This is a genomic window from Halobellus inordinatus (genome assembly GCF_024464655.1).
GTDB lineage: Archaea > Halobacteriota > Halobacteria > Halobacteriales > Haloferacaceae > Haloquadratum > Haloquadratum inordinatus.
Genome location: NZ_JANHAV010000007.1, coordinates 72,283 through 99,092, shown reverse-complemented (window position 1 = coordinate 99,092; position 26,810 = coordinate 72,283). Strand labels below are relative to the sequence as shown.

Annotated in this window: 25 protein-coding genes; 15 read left to right on the top strand and 10 right to left on the bottom strand. The window is 63.4% G+C overall.

Translation table 11 applies throughout. From position 1 onward, the window contains the following. Positions 1 to 4: 4 nt before the first annotated feature. From NO347_RS13215 to NO347_RS13205, 3 genes are read left to right on the top strand one after another with little or no spacing between them, the layout of a single operon-like run. Complete coding sequence (locus tag NO347_RS13215) at positions 5 to 832, top strand: mycofactocin-coupled SDR family oxidoreductase (protein WP_256290056.1); 828 nt, start codon at positions 5 to 7, stop codon at positions 830 to 832. A 12-nt stretch (positions 833 to 844) separates the two neighbouring features. Next, positions 845 to 1,666: a mycofactocin-coupled SDR family oxidoreductase gene (locus tag NO347_RS13210; protein WP_256290055.1), complete on the top strand. Its 822-nt coding sequence runs from the start codon at positions 845 to 847 to the stop codon at positions 1,664 to 1,666. A gap of 9 nt (positions 1,667 to 1,675) precedes the next feature. Next, entirely contained in the window at positions 1,676 to 2,500 is an 825-nt protein-coding gene (locus NO347_RS13205; RefSeq protein ID WP_256290053.1) for a mycofactocin-coupled SDR family oxidoreductase, read from the top strand. Between the two features lie 37 nt (positions 2,501 to 2,537). Here NO347_RS13205 and NO347_RS13200 read toward each other — a convergent pair whose 3' ends face one another. Beyond that, positions 2,538 to 2,852 carry a hypothetical protein gene (locus NO347_RS13200; RefSeq protein ID WP_256290052.1) on the bottom strand — a complete coding sequence of 105 codons (315 nt, stop codon included), beginning with the start codon at positions 2,850 to 2,852 and terminating at the stop codon, positions 2,538 to 2,540. A gap of 18 nt (positions 2,853 to 2,870) precedes the next feature. Then, positions 2,871 to 3,176 carry a putative quinol monooxygenase gene (locus NO347_RS13195; RefSeq protein WP_256290051.1) on the bottom strand — a complete coding sequence of 102 codons (306 nt, stop codon included), beginning with the start codon at positions 3,174 to 3,176 and terminating at the stop codon, positions 2,871 to 2,873. 57 nt (positions 3,177 to 3,233) lie between these two features. Here NO347_RS13195 and NO347_RS13190 point away from each other — a divergent pair, with 57 nt between their 5' ends. Further along, positions 3,234 to 4,079 carry a mycofactocin-coupled SDR family oxidoreductase gene (locus NO347_RS13190; RefSeq protein WP_256290050.1) on the top strand — a complete coding sequence of 282 codons (846 nt, stop codon included), beginning with the start codon at positions 3,234 to 3,236 and terminating at the stop codon, positions 4,077 to 4,079. Between the two features lie 48 nt (positions 4,080 to 4,127). Here the strand turns inward: NO347_RS13190 and NO347_RS13185 are convergent, their stop codons facing one another. Beyond that, a complete protein-coding gene (locus NO347_RS13185) occupies positions 4,128 to 6,068 on the bottom strand; it encodes an oxidoreductase (protein ID WP_256290049.1) in 1,941 nt (646 codons plus the stop codon). Positions 6,069 to 6,299: 231 nt separating this feature from the next. On the opposite strand from NO347_RS13185, the gene rdfA reads away from it, so the two are divergent. The 5 genes from rdfA (at position 6,300) to NO347_RS13160 (ending at position 12,796) form a co-directional block, all read left to right on the top strand. Continuing rightward, entirely contained in the window at positions 6,300 to 6,926 is a 627-nt protein-coding gene (gene rdfA, locus NO347_RS13180; protein WP_256290047.1) for a rod-determining factor RdfA, read from the top strand. A gap of 651 nt (positions 6,927 to 7,577) precedes the next feature. Beyond that, positions 7,578 to 9,593, top strand: coding sequence for a hydantoinase/oxoprolinase family protein (locus tag NO347_RS13175; RefSeq protein WP_256290045.1), 2,016 nt, complete (start codon positions 7,578 to 7,580; stop codon positions 9,591 to 9,593). Further along, positions 9,590 to 11,263, top strand: coding sequence for a hydantoinase B/oxoprolinase family protein (locus tag NO347_RS13170; RefSeq protein WP_256290044.1), 1,674 nt, complete (start codon positions 9,590 to 9,592; stop codon positions 11,261 to 11,263). Before NO347_RS13175 ends, NO347_RS13170 begins: the two co-directional genes overlap by 4 nt. Before the next feature lie 65 nt (positions 11,264 to 11,328). Further along, positions 11,329 to 12,024, top strand: a complete 696-nt coding sequence (locus tag NO347_RS13165) for a triose-phosphate isomerase (RefSeq protein ID WP_256290043.1) — start codon at positions 11,329 to 11,331, stop codon at positions 12,022 to 12,024. A 76-nt stretch (positions 12,025 to 12,100) separates the two neighbouring features. Beyond that, on the top strand, positions 12,101 to 12,796 hold the full coding sequence (locus NO347_RS13160; protein ID WP_256290041.1) for an HAD-IB family phosphatase: 696 nt from the start codon (positions 12,101 to 12,103) through the stop codon (positions 12,794 to 12,796). A gap of 98 nt (positions 12,797 to 12,894) precedes the next feature. Here the strand turns inward: NO347_RS13160 and NO347_RS13155 are convergent, their stop codons facing one another. Together NO347_RS13155 and NO347_RS13150 are read right to left on the bottom strand one after the other, a co-directional pair. Beyond that, a complete protein-coding gene (locus NO347_RS13155) occupies positions 12,895 to 13,965 on the bottom strand; it encodes a PEP/pyruvate-binding domain-containing protein (protein ID WP_256290040.1) in 1,071 nt (356 codons plus the stop codon). A gap of 32 nt (positions 13,966 to 13,997) precedes the next feature. Next, a complete protein-coding gene (locus NO347_RS13150) occupies positions 13,998 to 15,908 on the bottom strand; it encodes a PEP-utilizing enzyme (protein ID WP_256290039.1) in 1,911 nt (636 codons plus the stop codon). A gap of 167 nt (positions 15,909 to 16,075) precedes the next feature. Here NO347_RS13150 and NO347_RS13145 point away from each other — a divergent pair, with 167 nt between their 5' ends. Then, positions 16,076 to 16,780 carry a metallophosphoesterase family protein gene (locus tag NO347_RS13145; protein WP_256290038.1) on the top strand — a complete coding sequence of 235 codons (705 nt, stop codon included), beginning with the start codon at positions 16,076 to 16,078 and terminating at the stop codon, positions 16,778 to 16,780. A gap of 45 nt (positions 16,781 to 16,825) precedes the next feature. On the opposite strand, the gene NO347_RS13140 is transcribed toward NO347_RS13145, so the two are convergent. From NO347_RS13140 to NO347_RS13125, 4 genes are all read right to left on the bottom strand, one after another. Further along, positions 16,826 to 18,328 (bottom strand): aldehyde dehydrogenase family protein, encoded by a 1,503-nt coding sequence (locus NO347_RS13140; protein ID WP_256290037.1) that lies wholly within the window; start codon positions 18,326 to 18,328, stop codon positions 16,826 to 16,828. 140 nt (positions 18,329 to 18,468) lie between these two features. Further along, the gene (locus NO347_RS13135) at positions 18,469 to 18,951 is read right to left on the bottom strand and encodes a hypothetical protein (RefSeq protein WP_256290036.1); all 483 of its coding nucleotides are present in this window, start codon (positions 18,949 to 18,951) and stop codon (positions 18,469 to 18,471) included. Then, the gene (locus NO347_RS13130; RefSeq protein ID WP_256290035.1) at positions 18,948 to 19,481 is read right to left on the bottom strand and encodes an aromatic-ring-hydroxylating dioxygenase subunit beta; all 534 of its coding nucleotides are present in this window, start codon (positions 19,479 to 19,481) and stop codon (positions 18,948 to 18,950) included. The genes NO347_RS13135 and NO347_RS13130 overlap by 4 nt, the downstream gene beginning before the upstream one ends. After that, a complete protein-coding gene (locus tag NO347_RS13125; protein ID WP_256290034.1) occupies positions 19,481 to 20,878 on the bottom strand; it encodes an aromatic ring-hydroxylating oxygenase subunit alpha in 1,398 nt (465 codons plus the stop codon). Before NO347_RS13125 ends, NO347_RS13130 begins: the two co-directional genes overlap by 1 nt. 246 nt (positions 20,879 to 21,124) lie before the next feature. Here NO347_RS13125 and NO347_RS13120 point away from each other — a divergent pair, with 246 nt between their 5' ends. From NO347_RS13120 to NO347_RS13100, 5 genes are all read left to right on the top strand, one after another. Beyond that, positions 21,125 to 22,219, top strand: a complete 1,095-nt coding sequence (locus NO347_RS13120; protein ID WP_256290033.1) for a zinc-binding dehydrogenase — start codon at positions 21,125 to 21,127, stop codon at positions 22,217 to 22,219. Between the two features lie 181 nt (positions 22,220 to 22,400). Continuing rightward, on the top strand, positions 22,401 to 23,003 hold the full coding sequence (locus NO347_RS13115) for a helix-turn-helix domain-containing protein (protein WP_256290032.1): 603 nt from the start codon (positions 22,401 to 22,403) through the stop codon (positions 23,001 to 23,003). A 627-nt stretch (positions 23,004 to 23,630) separates the two neighbouring features. Continuing rightward, a complete protein-coding gene (locus NO347_RS13110; RefSeq protein WP_256290031.1) occupies positions 23,631 to 23,771 on the top strand; it encodes a hypothetical protein in 141 nt (46 codons plus the stop codon). A 126-nt stretch (positions 23,772 to 23,897) separates the two neighbouring features. Further along, a complete protein-coding gene (locus NO347_RS13105) occupies positions 23,898 to 24,665 on the top strand; it encodes a proteasome assembly chaperone family protein (protein WP_256290030.1) in 768 nt (255 codons plus the stop codon). A gap of 386 nt (positions 24,666 to 25,051) precedes the next feature. Next, positions 25,052 to 25,474: a CBS domain-containing protein gene (locus NO347_RS13100; protein ID WP_121569712.1), complete on the top strand. Its 423-nt coding sequence runs from the start codon at positions 25,052 to 25,054 to the stop codon at positions 25,472 to 25,474. 379 nt (positions 25,475 to 25,853) lie between these two features. Here the strand turns inward: NO347_RS13100 and NO347_RS13095 are convergent, their stop codons facing one another. Beyond that, a complete protein-coding gene (locus NO347_RS13095; protein WP_256290029.1) occupies positions 25,854 to 26,753 on the bottom strand; it encodes a hypothetical protein in 900 nt (299 codons plus the stop codon). Positions 26,754 to 26,810 lie beyond the last annotated feature (57 nt).

Here is a 26,810-nt window from a genome sequence, read left to right as displayed (position 1 = left end):
ACAGATGCCAGAATACGACTTCAGCGGCAAGGTGGCGTTCGTCACCGGTGCCGCACACGGCCAAGGGCGCTCGCACGCACAGCACTACGCCAAACACGGCGCCGACGTCGTTGCGCTCGACATCAACCACAACAAGGACACAGTCCCCTACGATCTCGGCACGAGCGACGAACTCGACGAAACAGCCAGTCTCGTCGAAGACGAGGGACAGGAGGCACTCACCGTCGAAGCAGACGTCTCCGACGAAGCAGAGGTGGAAGCCGCCGTCGAGGCTGCGATCGACGAGTTCGGCCGGATCGACATCCTCGCCAACAACGCCGGCATCGAGTCGATGGCCGAAGCCACGGAGATGGACGAGGCCATCTGGGACGAATTGATCGATACGAACCTGAAAGGCGTCTGGCTCTGTGCGAAGCACGTCGGCAAGCACTTCATCGATCGAGGGGATGGCGGCAAGATCGTCAACACGGCCTCGGTGTCCGGATTCACCGGGATCCCGCTCGGGAACGCCCACTACATCTCCGCGAAGCACGGCGTCCGCGGACTGACGAAGACGCTGGCGCTCGAACTCGCCGAGTACGACGTCAACGTCAACGCCGTCGCACCGACGGCTATCGACACGCCGATGGTGAGCGGGATGCTCGAAGCCTACGGCGAGGAGGTGCTCGACGAAGGGGGCTCGGCCCTCTCCGGCCCGTTCAACATCTTCGATGAAGGCGCGATGCTCGAATCGAGAGACATTACTGAGGCGTACCTGTGGCTCTCCAGCGACGCCGCACGCTACGTCACCGGCATCACTCTCCCAGTCGATGCCGGGTTCCTCGCGAAATAAGAGAGAAAGACAATGGTAGAATACGACTTCAGCGGCCAGGTGGCGTTCGTCACCGGTGCCGCACACGGCCAAGGACGCTCGCACGCACAACACTACGCCAAACACGGCGCCGACGTCGTACTCACGGACATCAACGAAAATATGGACACCGTGAAGTACGACCTCGGCACGCCCGAGGAACTCGAAGAGACGGCTAGCATCGTCGAGGACGAGGGGCAAGAGGCCCTCACGGTTCAGATGGACGTCCGCGACGAAGCCGAGGTGGAAGCCGCAGTCGACGAGGCGCTCGACGAGTTCGGACACATCGACATCCTCGCCAACAACGCCGGCATCGCGCACTTCGGCGACCTCGTCGAGATGGACGAGGCGATGTGGGACGAGATGCTGGACACGAACCTCAAAGGCGTCTGGCTCTGCTCGAAGCACGTCGGCAAACACTTCATAGAGCGCGGCGACGGCGGCAAGATCGTCTCCACGTCGTCGATCTACGGCAAGGTCGCCGGTCCCGGATCTGGCCACTACATCGCTGCCAAACACGGCGTACTCGGACTGACGAAGACGCTGGCGCTCGAACTCGCCGAGTACGACGTCAACGTCAACGCCGTCTGCCCGACCGGCGTGAACACGCCGATGATCGACGGCGTGATGGAAGCCTACGGTGAGGAGGCCCTCGAAGAAGCGACGGAGATGACCGGCCCGTGGAACATCTTCGAAGACGGCGGGATGATCGAGGCGAGCGACATCAGCGAGGCGTATATGTGGCTCTCCAGCGACGCCGCCCGCTACGTGACCGGCATCGGCCTGCCCGTCGACGCCGGAATGCTCGCGAAATAGGTGAGAGGGATGGTAGAATACGACTTCAGCGGCCAGGTGGCGTTCGTCACCGGCGCCGCACACGGCCAAGGCAGATCGCACGCACAGCACTACGCCAAACACGGCGCCGACGTCGTCGTCACCGACATCGGCCACAACACCGAGACAGTGCCGTACGACCTCGGCACGAGCGACGAACTCGACGAGACCGCGAGCCTGGTAGAGGACGAAGGGCAAAACGCGCTCGCCATCGAAGTCGACGTCCGCGATGAGAGCCAGGTCGAGGCCGCCGTCGAGGAGGCCATCGACGAGTTCGGACACATCGACATCCTCGCCAACAACGCCGGCATCGTGACCATCTCGGATCTGGTCGAGATGGACGAGGCGACGTGGGACGAGATGATCGACACGAACCTGAAGGGCGTCTGGCTCCCCTCGAAGCACGTCGGCAAGCACTTCGTCGAGCGCGGCGACGGCGGCAAGATCGTCTCGACCTCCTCGACCGCAGGGCTCGTCGCCTCAGTCGGCGCCGGGCACTACACGGCCGCGAAACACGGCGTTCTCGGGCTGACGAAGACGCTGGCGCTCGAACTCGCCGAGTACGACGTCAACGTCAACGCCGTCTGTCCGACGGTCGTGAACACGCCGATGATCTCGGGGATGACCGAGGCCTACGGCGAGGAAGTCCTCGCGTCGATGGGCGAACTGACGGGGCCGTTCAACGTCTTCGACACCGAAGACCCCGGAATCGAGGCGAGCGACATCAGCGAGGCGTATATGTGGCTCTCCAGCGACGCCGCCCGCTACGTCACCGGTATCGGCCTCCCCGTCGACGCCGGCTTCTCCTCGAAGTAGGAGCGAGCGCGACGGGTCGCAGGCTTTTTTATGCTTTTCAGTCGGCAGATTCCCACGGGAGCCGTGGGTTCTCCGCGCTCCAGAACGACGCCAGCCCGACAGCCAGCGCGACGCCGGCCAGAAACGCGGCCGCGAGCGTCGCTCCACTGATCGCGTCGCGAAAGAGCCACGCGAGCGCACCTGCGATGGCGGCGTTCACACTCCCCCAGAGCACGTTCAGCACGGCGCTGGAGTCGGACCCGAACGGCGTCATATGTCGCTGCCCGGTGATCCCTTGCACGAAGTGCGGGATCGCATTCGTGCCGAATAAGCCGACGACGACGAAGACGACGAGCGAATCGAGAGTCGCCATAGGACTACGAGTAGTCCCTCAGACCTCTATTTCGGTCACATCGCTGATCTCGTACTGCGTGATTGTGGGTTCACCGGCGAGCAGTTCGGGGAGTTTCGCTTCCAGTTCGTGGTAGTGGTCCGTCTGCGCGTGTGCCTCGAAGGCTTCGGCGTCCTCGTACCGTTCGATGAATCGGATCGTGTTCTCTTCTTGGAGGTCGGCCGCGGCCCGGTATTCGAGGATTCCCGGTTCCTGGTTCGACTCCTCGACCATCGTCTCGAAGAGATCGAGCGCTTCTGCACGGCGATCCGGGTCAATCGGGAAATACGCGTGGACGACGAGCATCACGGTGCTATATCCATTGGAATGTTGAAATATATTTGGGAGATGATCACAAGCTAGATGCGGCCGGGAATCCAACACCGGAACGTGCCGACCTACGACTTCAGCGGTCAGGTCGCCTTCGTGACCGGCGCCGGACGCGGGCAGGGGCGCTCGCACGCCGTCGCCTACGCCGAACACGGCGCCGACGTCGTCGTCACCGGACTGAGTCGCGGGATCGAGACCTCACAGTACCCGCTAGCGACCGCGGACGACTTAGACGAGACGGTCCGTCGCGTCGAAGCCACCGGACAGCGAGCACTACGGCTTCGAGTCGACGTCCGCGACGAGGCGGCGGTCGAAGCCGCCGTCGGGAGGGCCGTCGACGAAATGGGAAAGATCGACATCCTCGCCAACAACGCCGGGATCTGGAACGTCACCGACCTCGTCGAGATGGACGAACGCCGGTGGGACGAGCTGGTCGACTCGAACCTCAAGGGTGCGTGGCTCTGTGCGAAGCACGTCGGCCAGCACTTCATCGACCGCGGCGAGGGAGGGAGGATCGTCTCGACGGCGTCGACCGCCGGCCTCGTCGGGTCGAAGGGATCAGGGCACTACGCGGCGGCGAAACACGGCGTCGTCGGATTGACGAAGGCGCTCGCGCTCGAACTCGCCGAGTACGACGTCACCGTCAACGCGGTTGCCCCGACCGGGGTCGCCACGCCGATGATCGACGGCATCCTCGAAACCGTCGGCGAGGCGGCACTGAACGCCGTCTCCGACGCCAGCGGGTCGATGAATGTCTTGGACGAACAGCTTATCGACCCGCGCGACGTGACCGAGGCGTACCTGTGGCTCGCAAGCGACGCCGCCCGTTACGTCACCGGCGTGACGCTCCCGGTCGACGCCGGGATGCTCGCAAAGTGAATGCGCGCTCGCGCCAACCGTGCCGTCGAATGCGGCGCTCTCGTCGGCTCACAGCCGCCGTGCAAGCACTTCGCCGTCGTAGTAGGCGCGGTCGAGTTTGCGCGGCGAGACGGCGTCGCCGACGCGGTAGACGTCGTCGCGTCGCTCGTCGAGCTCGAGATAGAGACCTTCGTCTGCCTGTCGGCGGCCGACCACGACGACCGAGTCCGGCCGCCGGGTCGTCGTCTCGCCCGTGAGCGTATTTCGGAGCGTGACGGTTCCAGCAGCGTCGACGGCGTCGAGAGCGTGGTTCCCAGTGAACGTCGCGCCCCGCGCCTGCAGCGCCGCGACGAAGCCCGGAAGGTTCGGTTGCTCCGTCCGGAACGCCGGGTAGTGGTCTCTCGACACCATCTCGACGGACTCCGCGTGGTCGAGCAGCGCGAGGCCCGTCTGGACGGTGATGACCCAGCGGTTGTCGTCCACGAGGAGGACGTCCGCGCCGAGATCGAGGTCCGACGGCCCACCTGCGCCGCGTGCGCTTTCGAGCACGTCGAACGCGTCGACGACGTCGCCCTCGAACCCGAGCGCCGACGTGTCAGGCCGACTCGCACCGGTCGCGACGACGACCGAGTCCCACTCGGGGCCGACGTCGTCGGCAGAGACGGGCGCTTCGAGTTCCACCGTCACGCCTGCCTCGTGGACGGCGGCCTCAAGGTCTTCTACGGCGCGACCGAACGGTTCGAGCGGCCTCTGTGCGGCCAGATTCAACTGCCCGCCGAGGCTGTCGCTCGCCTCTCGAAGAGTGACGTCGTGGCCGCGGTCGGCCGCGACAGCGGCGAATCGGAGCCCCGCCGGTCCGCCACCGACGACCAGAATGCGCTGGGGAAGGGCCGCCGGTTCAGCCTCCGTGAGCGCGTACAGTTCGGTCTCACGCCCCGTTCTGGGGTCAACGACGCACTCGACGTGGCTCCCGTGCGCGTGGCCGTAGACGGCTTCCAGGCACTTCTGGTTGCACTGGATACAGCGGTCGTATCGTCTGTCGGCAGCGGCTTTCGAGAGCGTCTCGGCGTCGGCCAGGAGTTGGCGAGTGAAACTGACGAAGTCGACACCTGCATCGAACAGCGTGTCGGCGTCGTCGATTGTCGTGAACGGCAGCCGTCCGATAACGGGAGTGTCGACGTGTTCGGCGGCCGTCGTAATCGGGTCCAGGAGGTCCGGAGCCGAGGCAGAAACCCCCGCGTGCGTTTGATTGTAGGTCGCCCGCGTGCCGACGGTACAGGAGAGATAATCGAACCCCTCGACGGCGTCTAAGATGTCCGGAACGTCTCCGAACTCGTAGCCGCCGTACTCCAGTTCCGCCAGGGAGAGGTGTAGTCCCACTGGCCCGGACGACTGCTCTGAAACGGTCGCGAGCGCCTCGTTTACGAACCGTGCGCGGTCGTCCCAGTCGCCGCCGTACGCGTCATCGCGGGCGTTGTAGCGCGGCGAGAGGAACTGTCGGAGGACCGAAAACGGGCCGGCGGCGAGTTCGACGCCGTCGAAGCCGGCCGCATCGAGATTTTTCGCGGCGGTCGCGAAACCGTCGAGAACGTCGTCGATGTCCGCGCGCGTCATCGTCTTGGGCATCTCGTAGGCCGCATCGGACGGGGACGCGGAGGGAGCGAGTTGGGGTTGCATCTCCCAGTCGCCCCGCGATTCGGCCCCCGTGTGCGTCAGTTGCCCGAAGATACGGGCGTCGTGGTCGTGGACGGCGTCGACGACGTCTGTGAGCCCCGAGACGGCGCTCTCGTCGTAGGCGTCGAGGAACGCGGCGCCGCTCGCAGACGGGTGGACGAGCATCTGGGCCGGCCCGACAACGAGACCCGCGCCGCCGGCGGCCCGCGCGGCCAGGTGGGCGGCGAGTTCGGTCGTCGGTCGTCCGTCGTCGACGAACCGCGTTCGGACGGGGCGGAACACCCCGCGGTTGGGTATCGTGAGGTCTCGGATCTCTCCTGGGTCGAAGATTTCCATACCAACAAATATCAATCAAAATTACTTGAAGATAGCGCACAGTCGCTTCGGTAGCGTCCGTCGGTTCGATCTTTCGACGAGGCAGTCGCTAAACGGAAAGAGTCGCGATATTTGTAGAAGCTGTCTACCGCGTAGTATACACAGACTACTCCGGACATCGCGGTGTGTCGACCGACTCCTCAGCCCGGCCAATGCTGAGGGTTTTAAACGACGGCCCGGTTACGTGGGGGTATGTCAGAACAGCCTGATCAGACCCGTTCGAAGGTCGGACGGCTCATTCAGGAGTACGAGATGGACGGCGTCGGCCAAGAGCTCGAAGACCGCTGGCTGGGTCGGGGCTACGAGAGCCAGAGCCTCCGGTCGCTCGCCGACTGGTTCAACGAGCGGCTCCTTCGCGCGAAAATCGAACGCGGCGGCGGGACCCCTCTCGACGGTGAAGTCGCGAACCTCTATCGCCTGCTCTCTCAGGACGACGTCACTGCGGGGATGCGAGTTGATGCCGAAGCCGCACTCGAACGCAACGACATCGACCCGGAGACGCTCCAGGACGAGTTCGTCTCCCACCAGGCGGTACACACCTACCTGACGGAATTCAGGGGCGTCTCCAAAGAACAGGCGACGACCGACACCGATCGCATCGAAAAGGCTCGCACGACGATCCAGCGACTTCAGAGCCGCCTCATCGCCGTCATCGAGAGCAATCTGACGCAGTTGCGCAATAGTGGTCGGCTCGCGCTGGGCGATTTCAACGTTCTCGTGGACGTACAGGTGCTCTGTACCGACTGCGGGACGAGCTATCCGATTACGGACCTGCTCGACAACGGCGGCTGTGAGTGTCAGATAGAAAATAAAGATTAATTATTATTTGATTTACAACAGATAGAGGCGAGAACGGGATGGAGCCTCACTCCGAATCACAGTCCGGAGGCGGAGACGAGATCGTTTGGTCCAATCGTTCGACAACCAAGCGTTCGTTCGGATTACAGCAGTAATTTTGTAACAGAACGGTCGACGCGGCGGGTTCCTACAGACTGGTGAGACTACCCGTCGATGCAACGTGGGACGATCAATATCTCATAGGGATTATCGTAAGTCTGCATAGATGTCTCGCCGGACGGTACGGCGAGAATCTCTGAACAGTTACGATAATCCCTATCAGTTGTTACTTAGTCTAATGTAATATATTTAGCGCAGTTCAGAATTGACTTCCGCGGTCGGGTCAGCTTCGCCGAAATGAGTACCAAGTACCGTCGAAACCACTGAAAGTCAGGAAATTTTTTGATTAGCCAGCAGACAGCCCGCGCCAGTCATATTTCCAGTTAAATTTAATAATCATAATAATATACTACTAATATATCTTATATATTGCGGCCAAGAGGCGGGGGCGTCAGCACGACGTGCAAAATCGTGCTCGAATAGGAGTCTACCCCCTACGCGGTGTCGCTCCGGTCGCCGCTCGTGCCCTCCGCTTTGTAACCCTTATAATGCGCGCAGAAAGTACCGTCCAGTATGACAGGCCGAATCAGGCTCGGTGCCGACGTCGGGGGGACCTTTACCGACGTCGTGCTCGCCACGGGCGAGGATCTCGTGACGGCGAAGGTGCCGAGCACGGCGGACCAGAGCGTGGGGGTGTTACACGGCATCGAGAAGGCGTGCGAGGACGCCGGGATCGATCCGACGGCGGTCGACGAGTTCACGCACGCGATGACTGTCTCTGTCAACGCGCTCTTGGAACGCGACGGGGCGAAGACGGCGCTCGTCACGACCGACGGCTTCCGAGACGTCCTCGAAATCGGCCGGCAGGACCGCCCGGACCTTTACGACCCCTCCGCTGAACGGCCGGAGCCGCTCGTCCCCCGGCGGCGCCGCTTCGAGATCCCCGAGCGTTCGACGCCCGAAGGAATCGAAGCCGGCGTCGACGAGGACGCCGTCCGCGACGTCGCAGCGGAGATCCGGGCGTGCGACGCAGAGAGCGTCGCCGTCTCGCTGTTGCACGCCTATGCGGACCCCCGGAACGAGCAGCGAGTGGTCGAGATCCTGAAGACGGAGCTCGACGTTCCGATCTCGGCCTCACACGAAGTACTCGCGGAGTTTCGCGAGTACGAACGAACGTCGACGACGGTCGTCGACGCCTACGTGACGCCGGCGATCGATCGGTACCTCGGTCGGCTCTCTCAGCGCGCGGCTGAGATAGGGCTCCCGGAACCGCTCGTGATGCAGGCCAACGGTGGCATCGCCGCCGTCGACACGGTCCGGGAACACGCCGTCACGACGACGATGTCGGGCCCCGCAGCGGGCGTCGTCGGCGCGAACGCTGCGGCCGGTGGAGTAGCCGAAGAACGTGGCCTCCACGGACTCGTCACCTTCGATATGGGTGGCACGTCGAGCGACGTGAGTCTCATTCGCGACGGGGAGGCCGAGCGGACGACCGACGCCGAGATCAACGGCCAACCGGTCCGCACGCCGATGGTCGACGTGACCACCGTCGGCGCGGGCGGCGGGTCGATCGCGTGGGTCGACAGCGGCGGTGCGCTCCGGGTCGGACCGGAGTCCGCCGGGTCGGACCCCGGACCAGCCTGTTACGGGAACGGCGGCACCGACCCGACGGTCACCGACGCGAACCTCGTCCTCGGGTACATCGGCGAGAGCACGGCCCTGGGGGGCGAGCTCGCGCTCGATGCCGACGCCGCATTCGACGTGCTGGCGGACCTCGCCGAGGAAGCGGGTCTCGGTGGGCCACTCGACGCCGCGCGCGGCGTCTATCGCGTCGCGAACGCGAATATGGCGCGGGCGATCCGGTCGGCGACGGTCGAACGGGGCCACGACCCGCGCGAGTTCGGCCTCGTCGCGTTCGGCGGCGCAGGGCCGATGCACGCCTGCGCACTCGCCGACGACCTCGACATCGGAACGGTCGTTGTCCCGCCTGCCTGCGGCGTTCTCTCCGCGTACGGACTGCTCGCGGCCGACGAGAAACACGACGCCGTGCGGACTCACCGCGTCGGTCTCGCCGACGTAGACCCCGCGGTCGTCGACGAGCGATACGACGAACTGGAGGGAGACGTGCTCGCAGACGCTCGCGACCCCGACGCGGCGACGGTTCGCCGGCGCGCCGACCTCCGCTACGCCGGACAGAGTTTCGAGCTCACCGTCGACGTGGGGGAACCCTTCGATGCGGATCGCGTCGAAGAGCGGTTCCACGAGGCGCACGCCTCGACCTACGGCTACCGGATGGACGAGCCGGTCGACCTCGTCAACCTTCGGGTGTCGGCGACGACGCCCCGGCGCGACCCGGCCACCGCATACGAAGCCGAAGGCGGCGCTCATACGGGCGAACGCGAAGCGACGTTCGGCGGAGAACGGACGTACGAGACGCCAGTGTACGATCGCGCAGGACTCGAAGTCGGACGGTCGATCGGCGGGCCGGCCGTGATCGAACAGGCCGAAAGCACCGTCGTCGTCCCGCCGATCTGGGACGCCGAAGTGCGCGAGGACGGATCGGTCGTGCTTGTGGAGGAAGATCGATGACCCGAGACGACACACCCAGCGACGATGCAGGTCGCACCGGCGTGAAAGCGAACGGGAGCAGTGTCGACCCTGTCACGCTCGAAATCCTCCGGAATCAATTGGAGGGCGTCGCCGAGGAGATGGGCGAGGTGCTGATCCGCAGCGCGTACTCGCCGAACATCAAGGAGCGACAGGACTGCTCGACGGCGCTCTTCGACGCGGAGGGCCGGATGGTCGCGCAGGCAGAGCACATCCCGGTCCACCTCGGCGCGATGCCGGAAGCCGTCGACGCGATCCGGCAGTACGATCCAGAACCCGGCGACGTCTGGGCGTTGAACGATCCGTTCGAGGGCGGCACGCACTTGCCGGACATCACGCTCGTCTCGCCGCTCGCGCCCGACGTCGAGGGAGGCCCCGGCGACGGCGAGGAGATCCTCGGCTACGCGGTATCGCGCGCGCATCACGCCGACGTCGGCGGGTCGACGCCCGGAAGTATGCCCGCCGGGGCGCGCGAAATCTACGAGGAAGGGCTTCGTCTCCCCGGCGTCCGTCTCGTCCGCGACGGCGAACTCGTCGACGACGTCTTCGCGATGCTCCTGGCAAACGTCAGAACACCAAGCGAGCGACGGGCCGACATCCGCGCTCAACTCGCCGCGCACGACCGCGCCGATGAACGCCTCGCCGACCTCCTCGAACGCTCCGGAGAGACCGTGCTCGACGCGTTCGGAGCGATCATCGACTACTCGCGAGACCGGATCGAAACCGAACTCGATGCGATCCCTGACGGGGTCTATACGTCCGAAGACGTTCTCGAAGGAGACGGTGTCAGCGACGACGACGTGCCGATCGAAGTGACCGTCACCGTCGATGGGACCAAAATCGACGTCGACTTCGCGGGCACTGCGGAGCAGGTCCCGGGGAACCTCAACGCACCGCTGGCGGTCGCAAAGAGCGCCGTCTACTTCGTCGTGCGGAGCCTGACCGATCCCGAGATCCCGCCGAATCAAGGCTGTTACGACCCAGTCTCCGTCTCGGCCCCCGTGGGGTCGCTCCTGAATCCCGAATCGCCCGCCGCCGTCGTCGGCGGCAACGTCGAGACCAGCCAGCGCGTCACGGACGTCGTGTTCGCGGCCCTGGCCGAAGCAGTCCCCGAGCGCGCGCCCGCACAGGGCCAGGGAACGATGAACAACCTCATCGTCGGCTCCCGCGAGGGGGCGTTCACCTACTACGAGACGATCGGCGGCGGCGCGGGAGCGACCGCCGAAAGCGACGGCATCGACGGCGCACAGGTGGGGATGACGAACACGCTGAACACGCCGGTGGAAGTGCTCGAAGCGGAGTATCCGCTCACCGTCGAGCGCTACGCGCTCCGGCCGGGCACCGGCGGTGACGGGGAGCACCGCGGGGGGCTCGGTCTCGAACGGGCGCTGACCATCGAGTGCGACGCCACCGTGTCGCTGCTCACCGAACGCAGGCGCACACGACCGCGAGGCGTCGCCGGCGGCGCTGACGGCGCGACGGGCGAGAACCTCGTCGACGGCGAGGCGGTGGCCGCGAAGACGACCGTCGACGTGGACGCTGGGACGACAGTCACGATACGGACGCCCGGCGGTGGCGGCCACGGGTCGCCCGACGACCGCGACCCGGACGCACGGGCGGCCGATCGGCGCGACGGGAAACGCGACGAGTGAACCGGAGCGCTGGGACGCAGAAGGGACAACGCTGAAATCGCTCTGCCGTCTCGGTTAAGACACCGATGGCGCTCACCTATCCGCATTTTCTCATCAACTTCAAGCTCTACGAGGGGACGACAGGAGCCGACGGACTAGCGTTAGCGAGGACGATCGAGACCGTACAGCGACGGACGGGCGCGACGTTCGTCATCGCGCCACAGACGCCTGACATCTATCGGATCGCTACGGAGACGTCCCTGTCGGTCGTCGCACAGTCCGTCGACGCGCTGGACGCCGGACGGGGGAACGGGCAGGTCTCGATCGACGCAGTCGATTCGGCGGGGGCCGACGGCGTGCTCGTCAACCACCCCGAGAGCCCGTATTCGTTCGGCGACGTCGCGGAGACGGTGGCTCGCTGTGCAGAGCGCGACCTCGAATCGATTGTCTGCGTCGACAGCGTAGAGATGGGCCGGGCGGCGCTTTCGTTCGACCCGGACTGTCTCCTGTTCGAGAATCCGGCAGACATCGCGAGCGGTCGGGCACTCGCGCGAACGGATCCTGCGCGCGTCGAGACGTTCGTCTCGATGGTCGAAGCGGAGAATCCTCGGACCCGCGTCCTGCTCGGCGGCGGGATCAGTACCGGGGCAGACGTGAAAGCGAGTCTCGAACACGGTGCCGACGCGGCCGGCGCGGCCTCTGCGTTCGTCGGCGCGAGCGATCGAGAAGCATGGCTCACCGCTGTGGCGGAGGCGCTCGAAGCAGGCGACGAGAGCGGATGAAATCGGTCGACGGGAGCGGGACCGAACGGGATGACATCCCAGCGTATTATAGTGGGGTCTGACGTACTTCCGGTAGATGGACGATACGACGTACGAACTCGTCGTCTTCGACGGCGACGAGACGCTCATCGACGGCGACATCGTCGATGCGCTCGCCGAACACGTGGGCGTGACTGACGAAGTAGAGCGCGTGAAGACAGACGTCTGGGAACACGACCTCGACGCGATGGAGGCGCTCTCCGAACAGATCTTCCCGCTCTTCGAGGGCGTCTCGGCGGCGGAGCTCGAACGTCTGGTGCAGTCGCTCCCGTTCGCGCCGGGCGCGAAGGCAGTCGCCAGCAACGTCACCTGTCAGACCGCGATTTTCACGGCGCTGACTCCCCTCGCGGACCACATCGCCGACGAACTGGGGTTCGACTGGAAGCGCGCGAACGATCCCGTCGTCGAGGGCGGCGTCCTCACGGGCGAAATCCGCGGCGACATCATCGACCGCGGCAAAGGGCCCGTGCTCGACGACCTCCTCGAGCAGTTAGGAATCGATCACGACCAGGTCATCGCCGTCGGCGACGGCCCGCACGACATCCCTCTGTTCGAGCGCGCCGGGTTCTCGATCGCGATGGCGCCGAGACCGGCCGTTCGCGACGTCCCCGACGTCGCCACGGACCAACAGAACTTCTTCGAGATCGTTCCGCACCTCGAAGCGCGAGGCGTACTGGACGTCGAGGGCGTGCAGAGAAACGCGGACGAGCCGGTCGACCTTACAATCGACTGAGCCGGCAGCAGCGACGCTGTCGGGGAAACGAGAAAAGAACGCTCGGCGAAAGCGAGAAAACGGCCAGAAGAGCGACGGGCCGTGACCGGCGCAGTCGCCTACAGTCGGTCGAGGATCCGCTCGGCCGTGCTCGACGACGACGTACTGGTCGCGTTCGCGCTCGCCTCGTCGTCCTCGTTCCACGTCGTTTCGGGGCGGCTCTGCAGGATGTAGAACCGCTTGTCGTCGCCGTCTTCCTCGATCGCCCACTCGATGTCCTGTGGCTCGTCGTAGTGTCGTTCGATGGACTTCGCGAGGTCGGTTAGTTTGACGATCTCGTCGGCGGTTACAGAGGGGACGTCCCGCTTGTCGTCGTCGATCTCGACCTCCTCGGTCCCCGCGTCGGTCGGGACCGTCATCACGTCCTTTTGCTTGACGTTGCGGTCGACGATCTTGTAGACGGGTTTGTCGACCAGGAAGCTATCGGGGGTGACCGTCCCGCTCACGACGGCCTCTCCCAGCCCCCAGTTCGCTTCGATCCGAACTTTCGATTGGTCGCCGTTCGCCGGGTTTAGGGTGAACATCACGCCGGAGGTCCGCGCTTCGACCATCTTCTGGATGCCGACGCTGATGAGGACCTCGTCGCGGTCGAATCCGTGCTTCTCGCGGTACGTGATCGCACGCGCGGTGAACAGACTGGCCATACACTCCTTGGTGCGCTGTTTGACCGACTCGAAGTCGGTGACGTTGAGGTAGGTGTCCTGTTGGCCCGCGAAACTGGCGTCGGGCAGGTCCTCGGCGGTCGCGGAGGACCGAACGGCGACCTGCAGGTCGTCAGTGCCGGCCTCGGACTGGAGCTTCTGCCACGACGATTCGAGTTCGTCGGCGAGAAAGTCCGGGAAGTCTGCGCTCTCGATGTGGTCGCGAATATCCTCGCTCGCCGCGGCGACAGCGTTGTCGTCGTCGATATCCACGGTGGACAGTCGCTCGCTTATGTACTCGCCGAGCGATTGCTCTTCGATGAAGGCCTCGTAGAAATCCGTCGTGACGGCGAAGCCCGGCGGGACCTGAACCCCCTCGCCCGCCTCCATCAGTTCGCCCAGCGAGGCGTTCTTCCCGCCGACGAGACCGATGTTCGCTTTGGTGCAGTCCGGAGACTCGAAGTGCAGTGTGTACGTTGGGTCAGCCATATTTTTGTAATTAGTGATGGTCTATTTAGGGGTTACTCTGCCTTCTCGAGAATCTCGACCTCGCCCGTCTCACCATCGAGGCGGATCAGATCGCCAGTCTCGATGACCGAGGTGGCGTGACCGGTGCCGGTGACCGCGGGGAGACCGTACTCGCGGCACACGATGGCGGCGTGGCTCGTGATGCCGCCGTCGTCGGTCACGGCACCCGCCGCGCGGGGGAAGATAGGGGCCCACGCCGGGTTGGTGAGCGGTGCGACGAGCACCTCGCCCTCCTCGAGTTTGTCGATGTCGCTGGAATCGTTGATCACGCGGGCCGGTCCCTCGACTTGGCCGGACGACGACCCGAACCCTTCGAGGTTCGTTTCGTCACCCGCCTCCGACTCGATGTCGAGCCAGTTTTCGACCTTCTCGGTGGTGATGCCCCACAGCATCTGCATCAGCGGGTCGGTGACCTCCTCCGGCGGTTCGCCGAGTGCGGGAGAGGGGTCCCACTCCTTTGCGGCCTCGAACATCTGTCGGCGCTCCTCGGCGCGGTCCTGCCAGCGCTCGGAGACGAACGCGCCCCTCCCGAGCGCCCACGTCTCGCAGGCCTCTTCGAGGAGTTCTGCGACCTCGAAGCGGTTGAAGAGGAAGATGTCCGCTTCGTCTTCCAGCAGTCCGTGGTTGACGAGCAACTGACCGAACTCCCGCATCTTGCGGAAGATGATGGTGTGCAGCCAGTTCTCGATCCAGAACTGGTGGTTCTCGGCGTACTCGTAAACGGTCATACACGTTTCGTAGGCGTGGTCGAACTCCTCGCGTTCCTCGGGGTCCAGATACCGGCGGTACTCGTCGACGATTTCGTCGCGTTCGTCCTGTAGGGCCTCGAAGTCGCGGCCCAGTTCCTCTCCGTCCTGCAGTCGATCGATCTTGGATTCGAGGTGGTCGAAGGGCGCTTTGAAGTCCTCGATCCACGAGCCCTTGTAGCTGTGGAAGCCGTCGCCGTAGGTCATATAGAACCACGGATCTTTGACCTCGTCGAATCGGTCCATAAATTCGCTTCCAGCCTCGGTCTCCCGGAGGCGCTCCATCTTCTCGTCGGGCGAGGCGTCGGACGTCAGAACGTCGATGACGTCATCGCCAAGTTCCACAGCGAGTTCGGCCAGTTCGTTCAGTTCCTGGTCCGGGCGGAACACGTCGGCTTCGACGGCCGAGACCATCTTCCCGATGGCGTCGTCGGAGATGTCGGGGAACAGTTCGCGGCTCGTCTCGGTGAACTGCATATACGCGAGGTACGCGAGATAAAGGAACTCGAAGTGCCGCTGCCAGCCTTCGAGCGCGAGTTCGGTGAGTCGGTTGTAGTTCCGGATGACGTCGAGGGTCGATTGACTCTGGCCTTTGGCTTCGGTGATAACGTCATCAGGGACGTATTCGGGGAGTTCCGCAGGGACGTCGAGGGAATCGATCTCGTTGCCGATTTCCTTGACAGCGGGGAGCCAGATACCGTTGTACAGGGCGTCGTAATTCTCGTAGTAGTACTCGCTGCGCTCTGCGAAGATCTGGGCGCGTTCCTGCAGGAGCTCTTCGTCTTCGACGTTGATCCCGGTGAAGTACGCGTAGCCAGCGACGACGCGGATGTCGACCGACATCGACGGCGGGATCGCGAACACCCGGCTCGTGTTTTGTGCCATCGCGATCTGCCACGCCTGCGCGCTGATCGTCATATCCCACGGCATCACCGGTTCGGTGGTGTCCTTCTTGTCCCAGAACCAGAACCGGTCCCGCTCGTAGTCGGTCCGGTCGTCGGTGAGTTCGAACTGGAAGTACTCGGGGTACATATCCTCCCATCCGTCCAGTTCTTCGGGAAGTTCTAGTTCACCGGCGTGTGGAAACCGTTCGCGGGACTCTACTGTGCCACTGGGGTCTTCTCCCGCAGTTGCGGGTGCGCCCTGATCTGATCCCATGGGAATAGACAGCGTGACACAGCTATTTATAATTAACGAAGGTTCATTTGGTATTGTAATCTATTTCTCGTAGTGCGGGATCTATTGTATCCCAAATATAGGATCCGAAGAAGAATACAGTTGTAGAAAGGAGTAGATTGATTACACCATAATTACGATGTATTTCTATGCAAGTCGGACTCATCAGTGACGTACACGCCAATCGACCGGCCCTCGAAGCCGTTCTCGAAGATATGCCCGACGTCGACGCGATCGTACACGCGGGCGACGTGGTCGGATACGGGCCGTTCCCCAGTGAGGTCATCGAGATGTTCAGGGAGAACGGCATCGTCTCGATCCAGGGGAACCACGACCGCGGGGTGCTGGGGGACTTCCACGACAACTTCCACGAGATTCCGAAGTCGGCCGCGCTCTGGACGACCGAACAGTTGACCGACGACGAACTCGGATACATCGGGTCGCTCCCGATCGAGCGCGAGCTGTACGACGGACAGGTCAAAGTGGCACACGGCGCCCCCGACAAGCCGAACACCTACACCTATCCCGAGGATTTCAGTCCCGACCTCCTCGGCGAGGAGTCCGTGCTCGTCATCGGCCACACCCACATTCAGGCGGAGTCCGAATTCGACGAAGGCGTCGTCGTCAATCCGGGAAGCGTTGGGCTCCCACGCGACGGCGACTGGCGCGCCGGCTACGCCGTCCTCGACGTGGAGGCGGGAACCGTCGATCTCCACCGCGTCGAGTATCCTAAAGCGGAGACGCAAGAGAAAATCGACGAATATGGCCTCCCCGAGGTCCTGATCGATGGCCTCGAAAACGGCGAGTTGGTGTTCGGCCGGGCGAAGCGGTCGGTCAACGACTCCGTCGAATAACTCTCCGCGCTCTTTCTTCGAGCGATCCTCGACGCACCAGAACCCTCAGAACGGATAGTCCCGGGGCTGGTGCTGGATCGACGTCCACTTCGTCTCTGTGAGTTCCTCGATGATCCACTCGCCGTTGTAGCGGCCCATCCCGGAGGCCTTCGTCCCGCCGAAGGGGACGTGCGGCTCGTTGTTGATCGGCTGATCGTTGATGTGGACCATCCCGGCGTCGATTCGATCGGCGACGTCGCGGGCGCGTGAGATCCGCTCGGAGTGGACCGACGCCGAGAGGCCGTACTCGGTGTCGTTCGCGAGTTCGACCGCCTCGTCGTCGTTGCTGAACGGGACAACCGGCGCGACGGGGCCGAAGTGTTCGTTACACGCCGCGGCCATATCGTTCTCCATATCCGAGAGGACGGTGGGTTCGACCAGCAGTCCCTCTGCGCTGCCGCCGAGTTCGAGCGTCGCGCCCTGCTCGACGGACTGCTCGACGTACGCGAGGATGTCGTCGCGCTCGGCCTCGTTGATGATCGGGCCGACGATCGTATCCGCCTCCAGTGGGTCGCCAACCTTCAGTTCGGCCGCGCGTTCGACCAACCGCTCGACGTACTCGTCGTAGATGTCCTCGTGGACGAGGTGGCGGTTGATCGAGATGCAGATCTGTCCCTGATGCATAAACGACCCGAAAATGCCCGCGTCGACGGCGCGTTCGACGTCTGCGTCGTCAAGCACGACGTGGGGGTTGTTGCCGCCGAGTTCCATCGCTGGGAGCGCGAACGCTCCGGCCGCGTTGCGCGCGACGCGCCGGCCGACCGAGGTAGACCCCGTGAACGCTACCGCGGACATCTCGGGGTGGGAGGCGACCCGGTTGCCGATCTCCGAGCCGTGACCGGTGACGACGTTCAGGACGCCCTCGGGGAGCCCAGCGGCCTCGAACAGCCGTGCGATGAGGAGGCCACCGGTGATCGGCGTCTCGGTGGCGGGCTTGAGCACGACGCTGTTCCCGAGTGCGATCGCCGGCGCGACCGCGCGCAGCGAGAGCTGGAACGGGAAATTCCACGGCGAGATGACGCTGACGACGCCGACGGGTTCGCGCTTGACGATATTTTCTTTCCCCGCGACCTTCGATTGGCTGTGACTGCCCGTCATCCGGAAGGGGTAGGTCGCGACGTCGTGCATCATCTCCCCCGTCGAGGTGAACTCTCGGGAGGCTTTCGGGCGTGCGCTCCCGGACTCGATCGCCAGTAGTTCTGTCAGTTCCTCGTGGTAGGTCTCGATGAGGTGTTGGACGTCGCGGATGATCTCACCGCGTTCCTGGGGGAGCACCTCTTTCCACTCCTCTTGGGCCCGCGCGGCTGCCTCGAACGCCTCGTCGACGTCAGCGACGGTGCCGGCGGGGACCTCGCTCACGACGTTGCGAGTGGCGGGGTTCTCGACGGGGATCGCCTCGTCCCCCGCTGCGGGTCGCCACTCGCCGTCGATGAACAGGCCGTTCCAGTCCGCGTCGATCGAGAAGTCGCTCGCCTCTACCTGTGCTGTCTGTGGTGACTGCTGTGTCATTGTCTCGGTGAATGTGCTGTCGTTTCGGTGTCTGTCCGTACTGCGTCGACGCCCCGAGGGTCGCGCGACGAGTGTCGGCGACCCCAGGATCGTCAGTGTGCGTGATCCCGAGGTCGTCAGTGCGGTCGGTCACGCGGCCCTCAGTGCGCGTGACCACCCGGGCCGTGCGGCGTTTCGAGGAACTCCGAGAAGATGCTCGTGTCCTGTGCGGCGAGGCCTTCGAGCCCCTCGGCGTCGACGCGGATGCTGAAGTGCTTCTTCGGCGCTTCGATGACGAGCCGGTCGCCATCCGGCGACGTGACGCTGCGGACGACGATGTCCGCGTACTCGTTACTCAGTGTGAACTCGCAGTCGACCGCGTCGTCGGCGTCCGACTCCGGTTCTGACCGTGCCGCGAGGTCGTACTCGTACCCGAGGAACTCCGAGAAGACGTCCAGGTCCTGCCACGAGAGGCTCTCCAAGCCGAGCGCGTCCGCCCGAAGCACCTCGTCGCCGGCGCGGACCTCCAGCCGTTCGCCCTTCGGCGTCTTGATCTGCCGGACGGTCACCGCCGCGTCGTCGCCGCGGATCTCGGTCTCCTCGGCAATCTCGAGGTGGGGCGCTGATTCAGTTGCGTCCGTCATAGGAATATCGAGATGTTGTCGGTGCTCAGGACCGTCTGATCCAGTCGGATCTCCCGGTCTGCGATCTCGAATGTGTCCCCGCGTCGCCGGAGGACGTCCTCGCGCCGCGCCGAGAAGAACGTGTGTTTCTCACTGTCCCCGCGGCTCAGGTACACGAGGAGGTTGGCCTCGACGAACAGTTCGTCCTCGGCGAGTGCCTCGTCGTCCCGGGTGACGCGCACGTTGGTGACGTAGCGGCGTGTCCGGGTGGGCGGGCGTTCCGCCCAGGCGTACTCGGAGTCGAAGCGCTCGACGCGGGCCTTCAGCGAGCCGTAGTCCTCGTTGAAGTAGTACCCTCGTTCGCTGAACACGCTGGCGGTGTTCTCGCGCATCAGCCGCCGTGGCATCCGGTAGTTGATGTCGTCGGCGACGTGGTCGAACCACTCGTGGAGTTCGCGGTTGTCGAGCAGTTCGGCCTCGTAGTAGAGGAACTGCTCGACTTCCCGTTCGACGAGGAGGGCTTCCAGCTGCTCTTCGCGTTCGGCCAACATCACTGGTCCTCCTGGACGTTCATCGGCGTGCCCGTGGCGTCGGTCCTATCGTTGCCCGCGAGCATCTCGTACCACTGCTCGTGGAACAGGCGCATCCCGCCCTCTTCGAGATTCTCCGAGTAGGCGAAGCCGGGGCCGAGCCACTCGTCGTCGAGTTCCATCTCGCTCATCCACTCGAGGCCCATCTGGTAGTTCAACTGGAGGTTCTGACTGCTGGCGAACTGCCCGTTGGCGGATTCAGTGATGCCCTTCCAGATCGGCACGTCGTCCTGTTCGAAGTTCCCGGTCGGGCCGAAGTTCGAGGTGTACATCTTGTACATCCGTTCTTTGAACTCCTCGGGCGCGTTCTTCGGGGCCAGTCCCCAACTCCACAGTTCCATCTTGTCGGGACCGAGCGGTCGCCACTTCCGGATGGTGAAAAACGGCGCGACGTCTTTCTCGGGGTCGTCTGTGGTGTCGCCGAAGTGGAGGAACCCGAAGTTCGGGAAGATCGCACCGGTGAACGAGAGCGCCTGACGGGCCAGTTTCCACTGGGCGTCCGAGAGATCCTCCTTCGTGAACAGGTCCTCGACGACCCCCTCGGGGTAGGTGAGGAAGACGTCTTCGTCCTCGAACCCGCGCATACTCGTCGTGTGGCCGTCACAGTGGATGTGTCGGTCGAGGCTGTCGCCGGTTCCAGCGTGGCCGACTGTCTCCTCGCCGCCGAGTTCCAGATCGAGGACCGAGCCGTGTGCCCACGCGGTGTGGTAGCTGTCGCCGTTGAAGTTGTCCGCGATGGTCTTCCAGTTGGCGTCGATGACCCAGCGGTGCGGTTCGCCGATGACCTCCATTCCGCCCTCGGGAAGCTTCATGTGGACGTCGAAGTACCATTTGAAGTCGCCGAGCCACTCCTCGAACGACGGTCCCTCCTCGGCGAGCGAGGCGAAGACGAGCCCCTCGTAGGTTTCGAGTCGGGGGACGTGCGCCAGGCCGTACTCCTCTCGATCGAGGTTCTTGAACGCCTTCGACTTCTGCGGTATGCCGGCCGCGTCGCCGTCGTTCTTGTACGTCCAGCCGTGATACGGACACCGGAAGTGCGAGGTGTTCCCCTGTTCGGCACGGCAGACCTGCGCGCCGCGGTGGCGGCAACTGTCGAACAGCAGATTCACCTCGCCGCTCTCGTCGCGGACGAAGATGAACGCGTCGTCGCCGATGTACCGGCGGGCGTAATCGCCCGGCTCCGGGATCTCCGATTCGTGACCGATGAACACCCACGCCTGCCCGAAGATGCGCTCCATCTCGAGGTCGTGGAGGTTCTCGTCGTGGAAGAACTCGAGCGGGAAGAACCCCTCATCGAGCGAGTCGCGAGCGTCCTGCAGCGCTTGTTCCGTCACGCTGGGTTTGTCACCTGCTGCCATACTTATACGTCGACTTCAGAGTATAGATACTTAAATATTCCGAATATAGGAGTATTTGTAATTTGAAAGTGGCTCAGTTTGCTTGATTGTATTCTGCTAAGGCAAAATTATATTACGCTGCCTTCTATAGGGTCGAGCGAATGAGTCAGTCCACATCGAATCGGGGCACCGGTACGTCAGGGTCGCGAGACAACGTCGCACGGCTCACGGACACGGCGTCGCGCGATCGCGTACGCAGTGATATCGATGCGTGAGATCGAAGCGGCAGTCGTCCGCGGGCCAGAAGAACACGCGGTCGAGACAGTCACACTCGACGATCCCGAACCGGGTGAGGTTCTGGTAGACGTGCGCGCGACGGGCGTGTGTCACACCGATTATCACGCCTACACGAGTGACGACACCGATTTCCCGGTCGTGCTGGGCCACGAAGGCGCGGGCGTCGTCGAGGCCGTCGGCGACGGCGTCTCGACGGTGGAGCCGGGCGACCACGTCGTGCTCTGGGTGCTGCCCTCCTGTGGCGACTGTGAGTACTGTCGGAGCGGCCAGCCGTATCTCTGCCAGGCTCGACGCGAGACCCGGGGGCAGATGATGGACGGGACGCATCGCCTCAGTCAGGACGGCGAGCCGATCGACCACTTCTACGCCCAGTCGTCGTTCGCGAGTATGGCTGTCGTCCCCGAGCGACAGGTGGTTCCCGTCGCCGACGACGTCCCGTTCGAGATCGGGGCGCTGCTCGGTTGCGGCGTCACGACCGGCCTCGGAGCCGTCTCGAACATCACCGACGTCGACGGCGGCGAGACGGTCGCGGTATTCGGCTGTGGCGGCGTCGGCGCCGGGGCCGTCCTCGCGGCCAACGCCGTCAGCGCGGGCACGATCGTTGCCGTCGACCTCGATGCCGACACGCTCGACACGATGGCGGAAATCGGCGCGACACATACTGTGAACGCCGGCGAGGAAGACCCCGTCGAACGGATCGAAGAGCTCACCGGCGGCGTCGACTACGCCTTCGAGTGCATCGGCGCGCCCCAGACCGTCCAGCAGGCCATCGCATCGCTGAGACCGGGCGGCACCGCGGCGATCACCGGAACGAGCGACACGCCGCCCGCCGAGATCGACCTCGGACGGTTCACGAAGGGGATCTCCGTCGTCGGCAACATCGTCGGCTTCACGCAACCGCGGGTCGACATCCCGCGGTACGTCAGGATGTATCAGAACGGCGATCTCGATCTCGACGCGATCCTCACACGCCGCTACGAACTGGGGGAACTCGACGAGGCGTTCGCCGCGCTCGACGCGGGCGAAGTGATCCGAAGCGTCGTTCAGTTCGAAGAGGGGGCGTGATACTGTCGGAAATTGGAAATCTCTCGGCATCCACGGGTGTCGCACTGCTTCAGTGGCATCTGTCCGAAGCACGGGCGTCTGTCCGATAGTCTGAAGGCGTCACAGCGACGCCCACAGTCCGGGCGACGAGCAACTTCTCGCAGCCCTTTTGAAGGCTGCCCGAAAAGAGTCGGAAAACACGATGACCAATGACACGCTGGCCGAAATCGGCCCCCGAGATCTCATCCTTCTGCAGGCACGCATCGCGAATCCGACCGCGTCGAGTCGCGAACTCAGCGAGATCCTCAAAGAGGAGTACGGCATCTCACTGTCCCACAACCACGTGAACACGCTGCTTCGGGAGATGGAGACTGAGGGGCTGTTCCGAAAAACCGTCGTCCCGCGACGGACGCTGTTCAAGCACTACGTGTTCCGCATCGCCTTCCACTACCCGAACTTCAGAGACCACTGGGAGGACTGTTACGACACCCTCGTCGAGGACCCGCACGTGTTGATGTTTTTCAACGCGGATCACAAGTACCGCTGGCAGCTCATCACCCAGTTCCGAAGCACCGAGCAGATGGACGAGTGGGTGACAGCGTTTTTCGAAGACCACGGCGAGGTGATCGACGAGTTCGAGACGACATCCGTCCACAACCTCCACAAATTCAAGACGGACGCAGCCATCTTCGACGACCTGATCGCCGAAACCGAGGAAGGACAAGAATACTTGGAGCGGCGAGGCGATCTCGGGCCTGATGCCGAGACCGACGCCGCGGAGAACGGCGCTACAGAGATAGAGTAATTCGGTCGGGGATTGGTCCTATTTTTGAGTGTTTAGACCATTATGAATTATATTTTATCTTCTACTGAGCGACAGCGGTCTCGCTTCGAGATCCGGAATAAGACGTGGAGCGCGCTGTGGAAAAACACAAAAAGGGGTTAGCAGAGTTTTGATGCTTGTTTTTGCATAGTTCACTAGAGACGAGAAAGGGATTCCGAGATAGCTATACGTTGGATACGGATTGGAGAGTAGAGAAATAGTAAATAAGATATGAATAATTGGATTCTTATATTTATTTGACGAGGAGGGGTTTCGAGCAGCGAGTCGGTGGACGTCGGCCTACGATTCGCTCCGCCGTCGCGGACGGTGGCCGAGCGCGGTTTCGACCGCCGCGACGCGGTCGTCGATGTGTTGCTCTCGGCCGCGCTGTTCGTCGATCTCAAGTGAGGAGGTCACTCGATCGCCGTCGGCAGCGACGTGGGCGGCTTGCCTCGAGGCGGGCGATGGCTGTCATAGTGGATCGCTCCGTACACCGGCCGCTCGCGTACAAACACGACGGCCAGCCGGTGAGTTGAACCACGAGCACGCAAAAAAGGACACGCCGAGAGGGGATACTATCTTGGTACTGCCCCGTGATGTAGGAATCGTATGCCGGGGAAATGTCCCTACTGTGAAGAAGAGATTACGCCCGTGAGCGGCGGCGAGCCGCAGGATCACTCCGGGATTGCCACTGTCTGGGTCTGCCCGATCTGTGAGAAGATCCTCGGAATCACGGAGTGGATGGATTGATATGGGCTCGTGTTTACTGAGTAATATGTTTGGTCACATCCAGACACGTGATCGAATGGACCATCGAGCCCAAACACCACGCACCGCCGATTCGAAACACCAGACCCCCCCACGGAGTTAACAAAGATGCCACGAGAAAGCCCATCAGTAACGTTCGATCGAGTGAGCGAAATCAACGGCGACGCGACGACGCTCATCGAAGGATTACCCGGTCACGGATTAGTTGCCGCCATCACAGTCGACGTCATCACGAGACAGTTGTCACTCGAACACCACGGGAACATCGTCTCGGAAGATTTTCCGCCCGTAACGTCGTTCAAAGACGGTCGCGTGCGAGATCTCGTCCGGGTGTACGCCCGCGACGATCCAGCCGTAATGACGCTGCAAAGCGACGTCGCACTGCCTGGACAGGCGTTCAAAGCGCTCAGTCAGTGCATCCTCGACGACCTCGCCCAAGAGTTCGAGCGAGCGGTCTTCCTCGCAGGAGCACCGGCGGAGAGCGAAGACCAGATCGGTAACGTCGTCGGCGTTGGGACCACAGCAACGATCGAATCGCAACTTCGCGACGCCGGGATCCAACCGGCTGATGGGCCCGGGTTGATTGGCGGGATCACCGGAGCGCTCGTCTCGAAGTGCCACCACGCCGACGTTCCCGCGGCAGTGCTGGTGGTGAAGGCGAATCCGTACTTGCCTGACCCAGCCGCCGCGCGCTCTGTCATCGAAAACGCCCTCGAACCGCTGGTCGACTTCGACATCGACACGACTGAACTCGAAGAGCAAGCCGACCAGATCAGACAGCAGATGGAACAGATCGCACAGCACTACCGGCAGATGACCGAGGCCCAGCAACAACAGGAGCTCGATGAACCCCCAGGTTTGACGATGTATCAGTAGCGGCGGCGCACCGGCGGAGCGAACCCACCATTCTCGCGAATCCGACGAAGTAGTACGATGATTTCATAACGCCTTCACACGCCGAATACGTCGCCACTCGCTATTCACTCTCTGGGACCCCGTAGTGATCTCATAACAAATAGCACTAACAGACGTACAGTTGTTATATTAATTGCTTCCTGACCGGTCGTAGCAGCTTTTTACTCCGTGAGACAACGTCGGGTTGCGCCCACAGAGAGCGGAGGACTGGGGAGAGCAGTCATCCGGAATCGGGGGCGAGAGACAGTTAGATCACGAGGGGGCGTGCAGAACGGCGGCGTGCGGCGAAAGCGTGCAGCCACAGATACAATTATACAACAGGCATCCGATATCTCCGGTGGAGGACAATGCCTGTAGTAGACGTCGCTCGGACAGGAGTAATGACAGCGCAGCGAGACCAATCCGCAGGGAACCTCGCGACCGTGATGAAAGAAGAGAACGTCGGGAGCGTGATCATCGAAGAGGACGATCGTCCCGTCGGAATCGTCACCGATCGCGACCTCGTCGTCGAGGTCCTCGAACCCCGTGCCGACCCGACGACAGTGACGGCGGCCGACGTGATGACCGAGACGCCAGTTACGGTCGATACCGACGCCGGCGTCTTCGAGGCGATCAGACAGATGCACGAACACTCGGTTCGCCGGATGCCCGTCACCGAGACCGACGGCAATCTGGCGGGGATCGTGACGCTGGACGATCTGTTGATCCTGCTCTCTGACGAACTGGACAACCTGGCTGGCGTCATCGAAACCGAATCGCCCCCGTACTGAACGACAGCCCCGATTGGGGGACCGGCGTCGAAAAAACGGCCGAGGCCGTGGTCAATCGAGTGCCGTCGAGATTCGGAGGGCACCGCGAGAGTACGGTCGCCTCACAGTGCGTCCGCAGACACACAGGATCCGGAGGCCCGGTGATACCTGCCACTATTTTTTGATCGGCCCAGTCGAGGCCTTTGAGTTCCACCTCGCTCCAGCCGTGGATACCACAGATGAGGAGCAAAGGCAGAGCAGAAAGCGAAGAGCGAGTCACCACCGACGGCTGCGGCCGACCCTCAATCGGCGGCAATGCTCGTCCGATCGGTCGGGACTGTGACGAACGGTTCGCAACCCCGAGGTTGCGAGGTGCGTCACAGACGTGCAGCCGACGTGATCAGCCCGACCACCGACGAACCAGCACGAGGACGCCGATGGCGGCGAGCACAGCCACGACGCCCATCCCACTCACCGGTACCGGACTGGAGTCGGCGTCCGTGACGGAGTCGGAACCGGCCGTCCCGAGATCGTCTACCGTCGCTGGATCGGTCACGGTACCAGCGTCACCGTCAGCGACGTCCGCCGCTGCGCCAGCGTCGTTACCGTCGGCGGTGCCGTCACCAGCGTCGGCTGTCGTCTGGAGTTCGCTCTCAGTCGTGTCTGCTGGGCTCGATTGCTCGTCGGCGTCGTCACTCGAGTCCGCAGAGTCGCTGGCGTCCGAACCGTCGTTGTCGTCGTCGCCCTGGCTCGGATCCGTGGGATCGTCTTCGACCGACTCCTGCGTCGACGAGACGACTCGCACGCGCGTGTCGGCGTCGTAGGGATCACCCTGCTCGTCACCGAGTGCGTTGACCGTGAGCGTCGTGTCGGCTGACTCGGCGTCCGCACCGCTGAGTGTGAGCGAGCCGATCCGTACGCGCCCCGTATCGGTGGTGTTCATCAGCGCGACCGTCGCGACGACCCGCGATCCGTCCGCCGATATCGTGGTGTTCGCCAGATCGGCGGTCTCGTGCGGATCGAAGCCGGTGATCCGCGCAGACGACGAGTCCGCGAGCGAGACGGTGACGTTGTACGCGCCGACGCCGTCGGTCGCGTCCTCGACGACGACGTCGTAGGCGTCGGCGTCCGCGTCCGCGTCTTCGATCGGCGGTCCGCCGTTTCCGGAGTCGAGTTTTTCCGTTGCCGCTACTCCGGTGCCGGTCACGACCAGAACCGCGGCCACTACCGCGAGACCCGCGCGGAGCGCGCGTCTACGTTGGGCGGTCGAAGTCAGGTCGCCGAGCAGTGTCGTGATCATTACTGTCCTCTGTGTATGTTTTTGATTGGTGGTGGCTCGAAACGGAAAGAGAGGCGT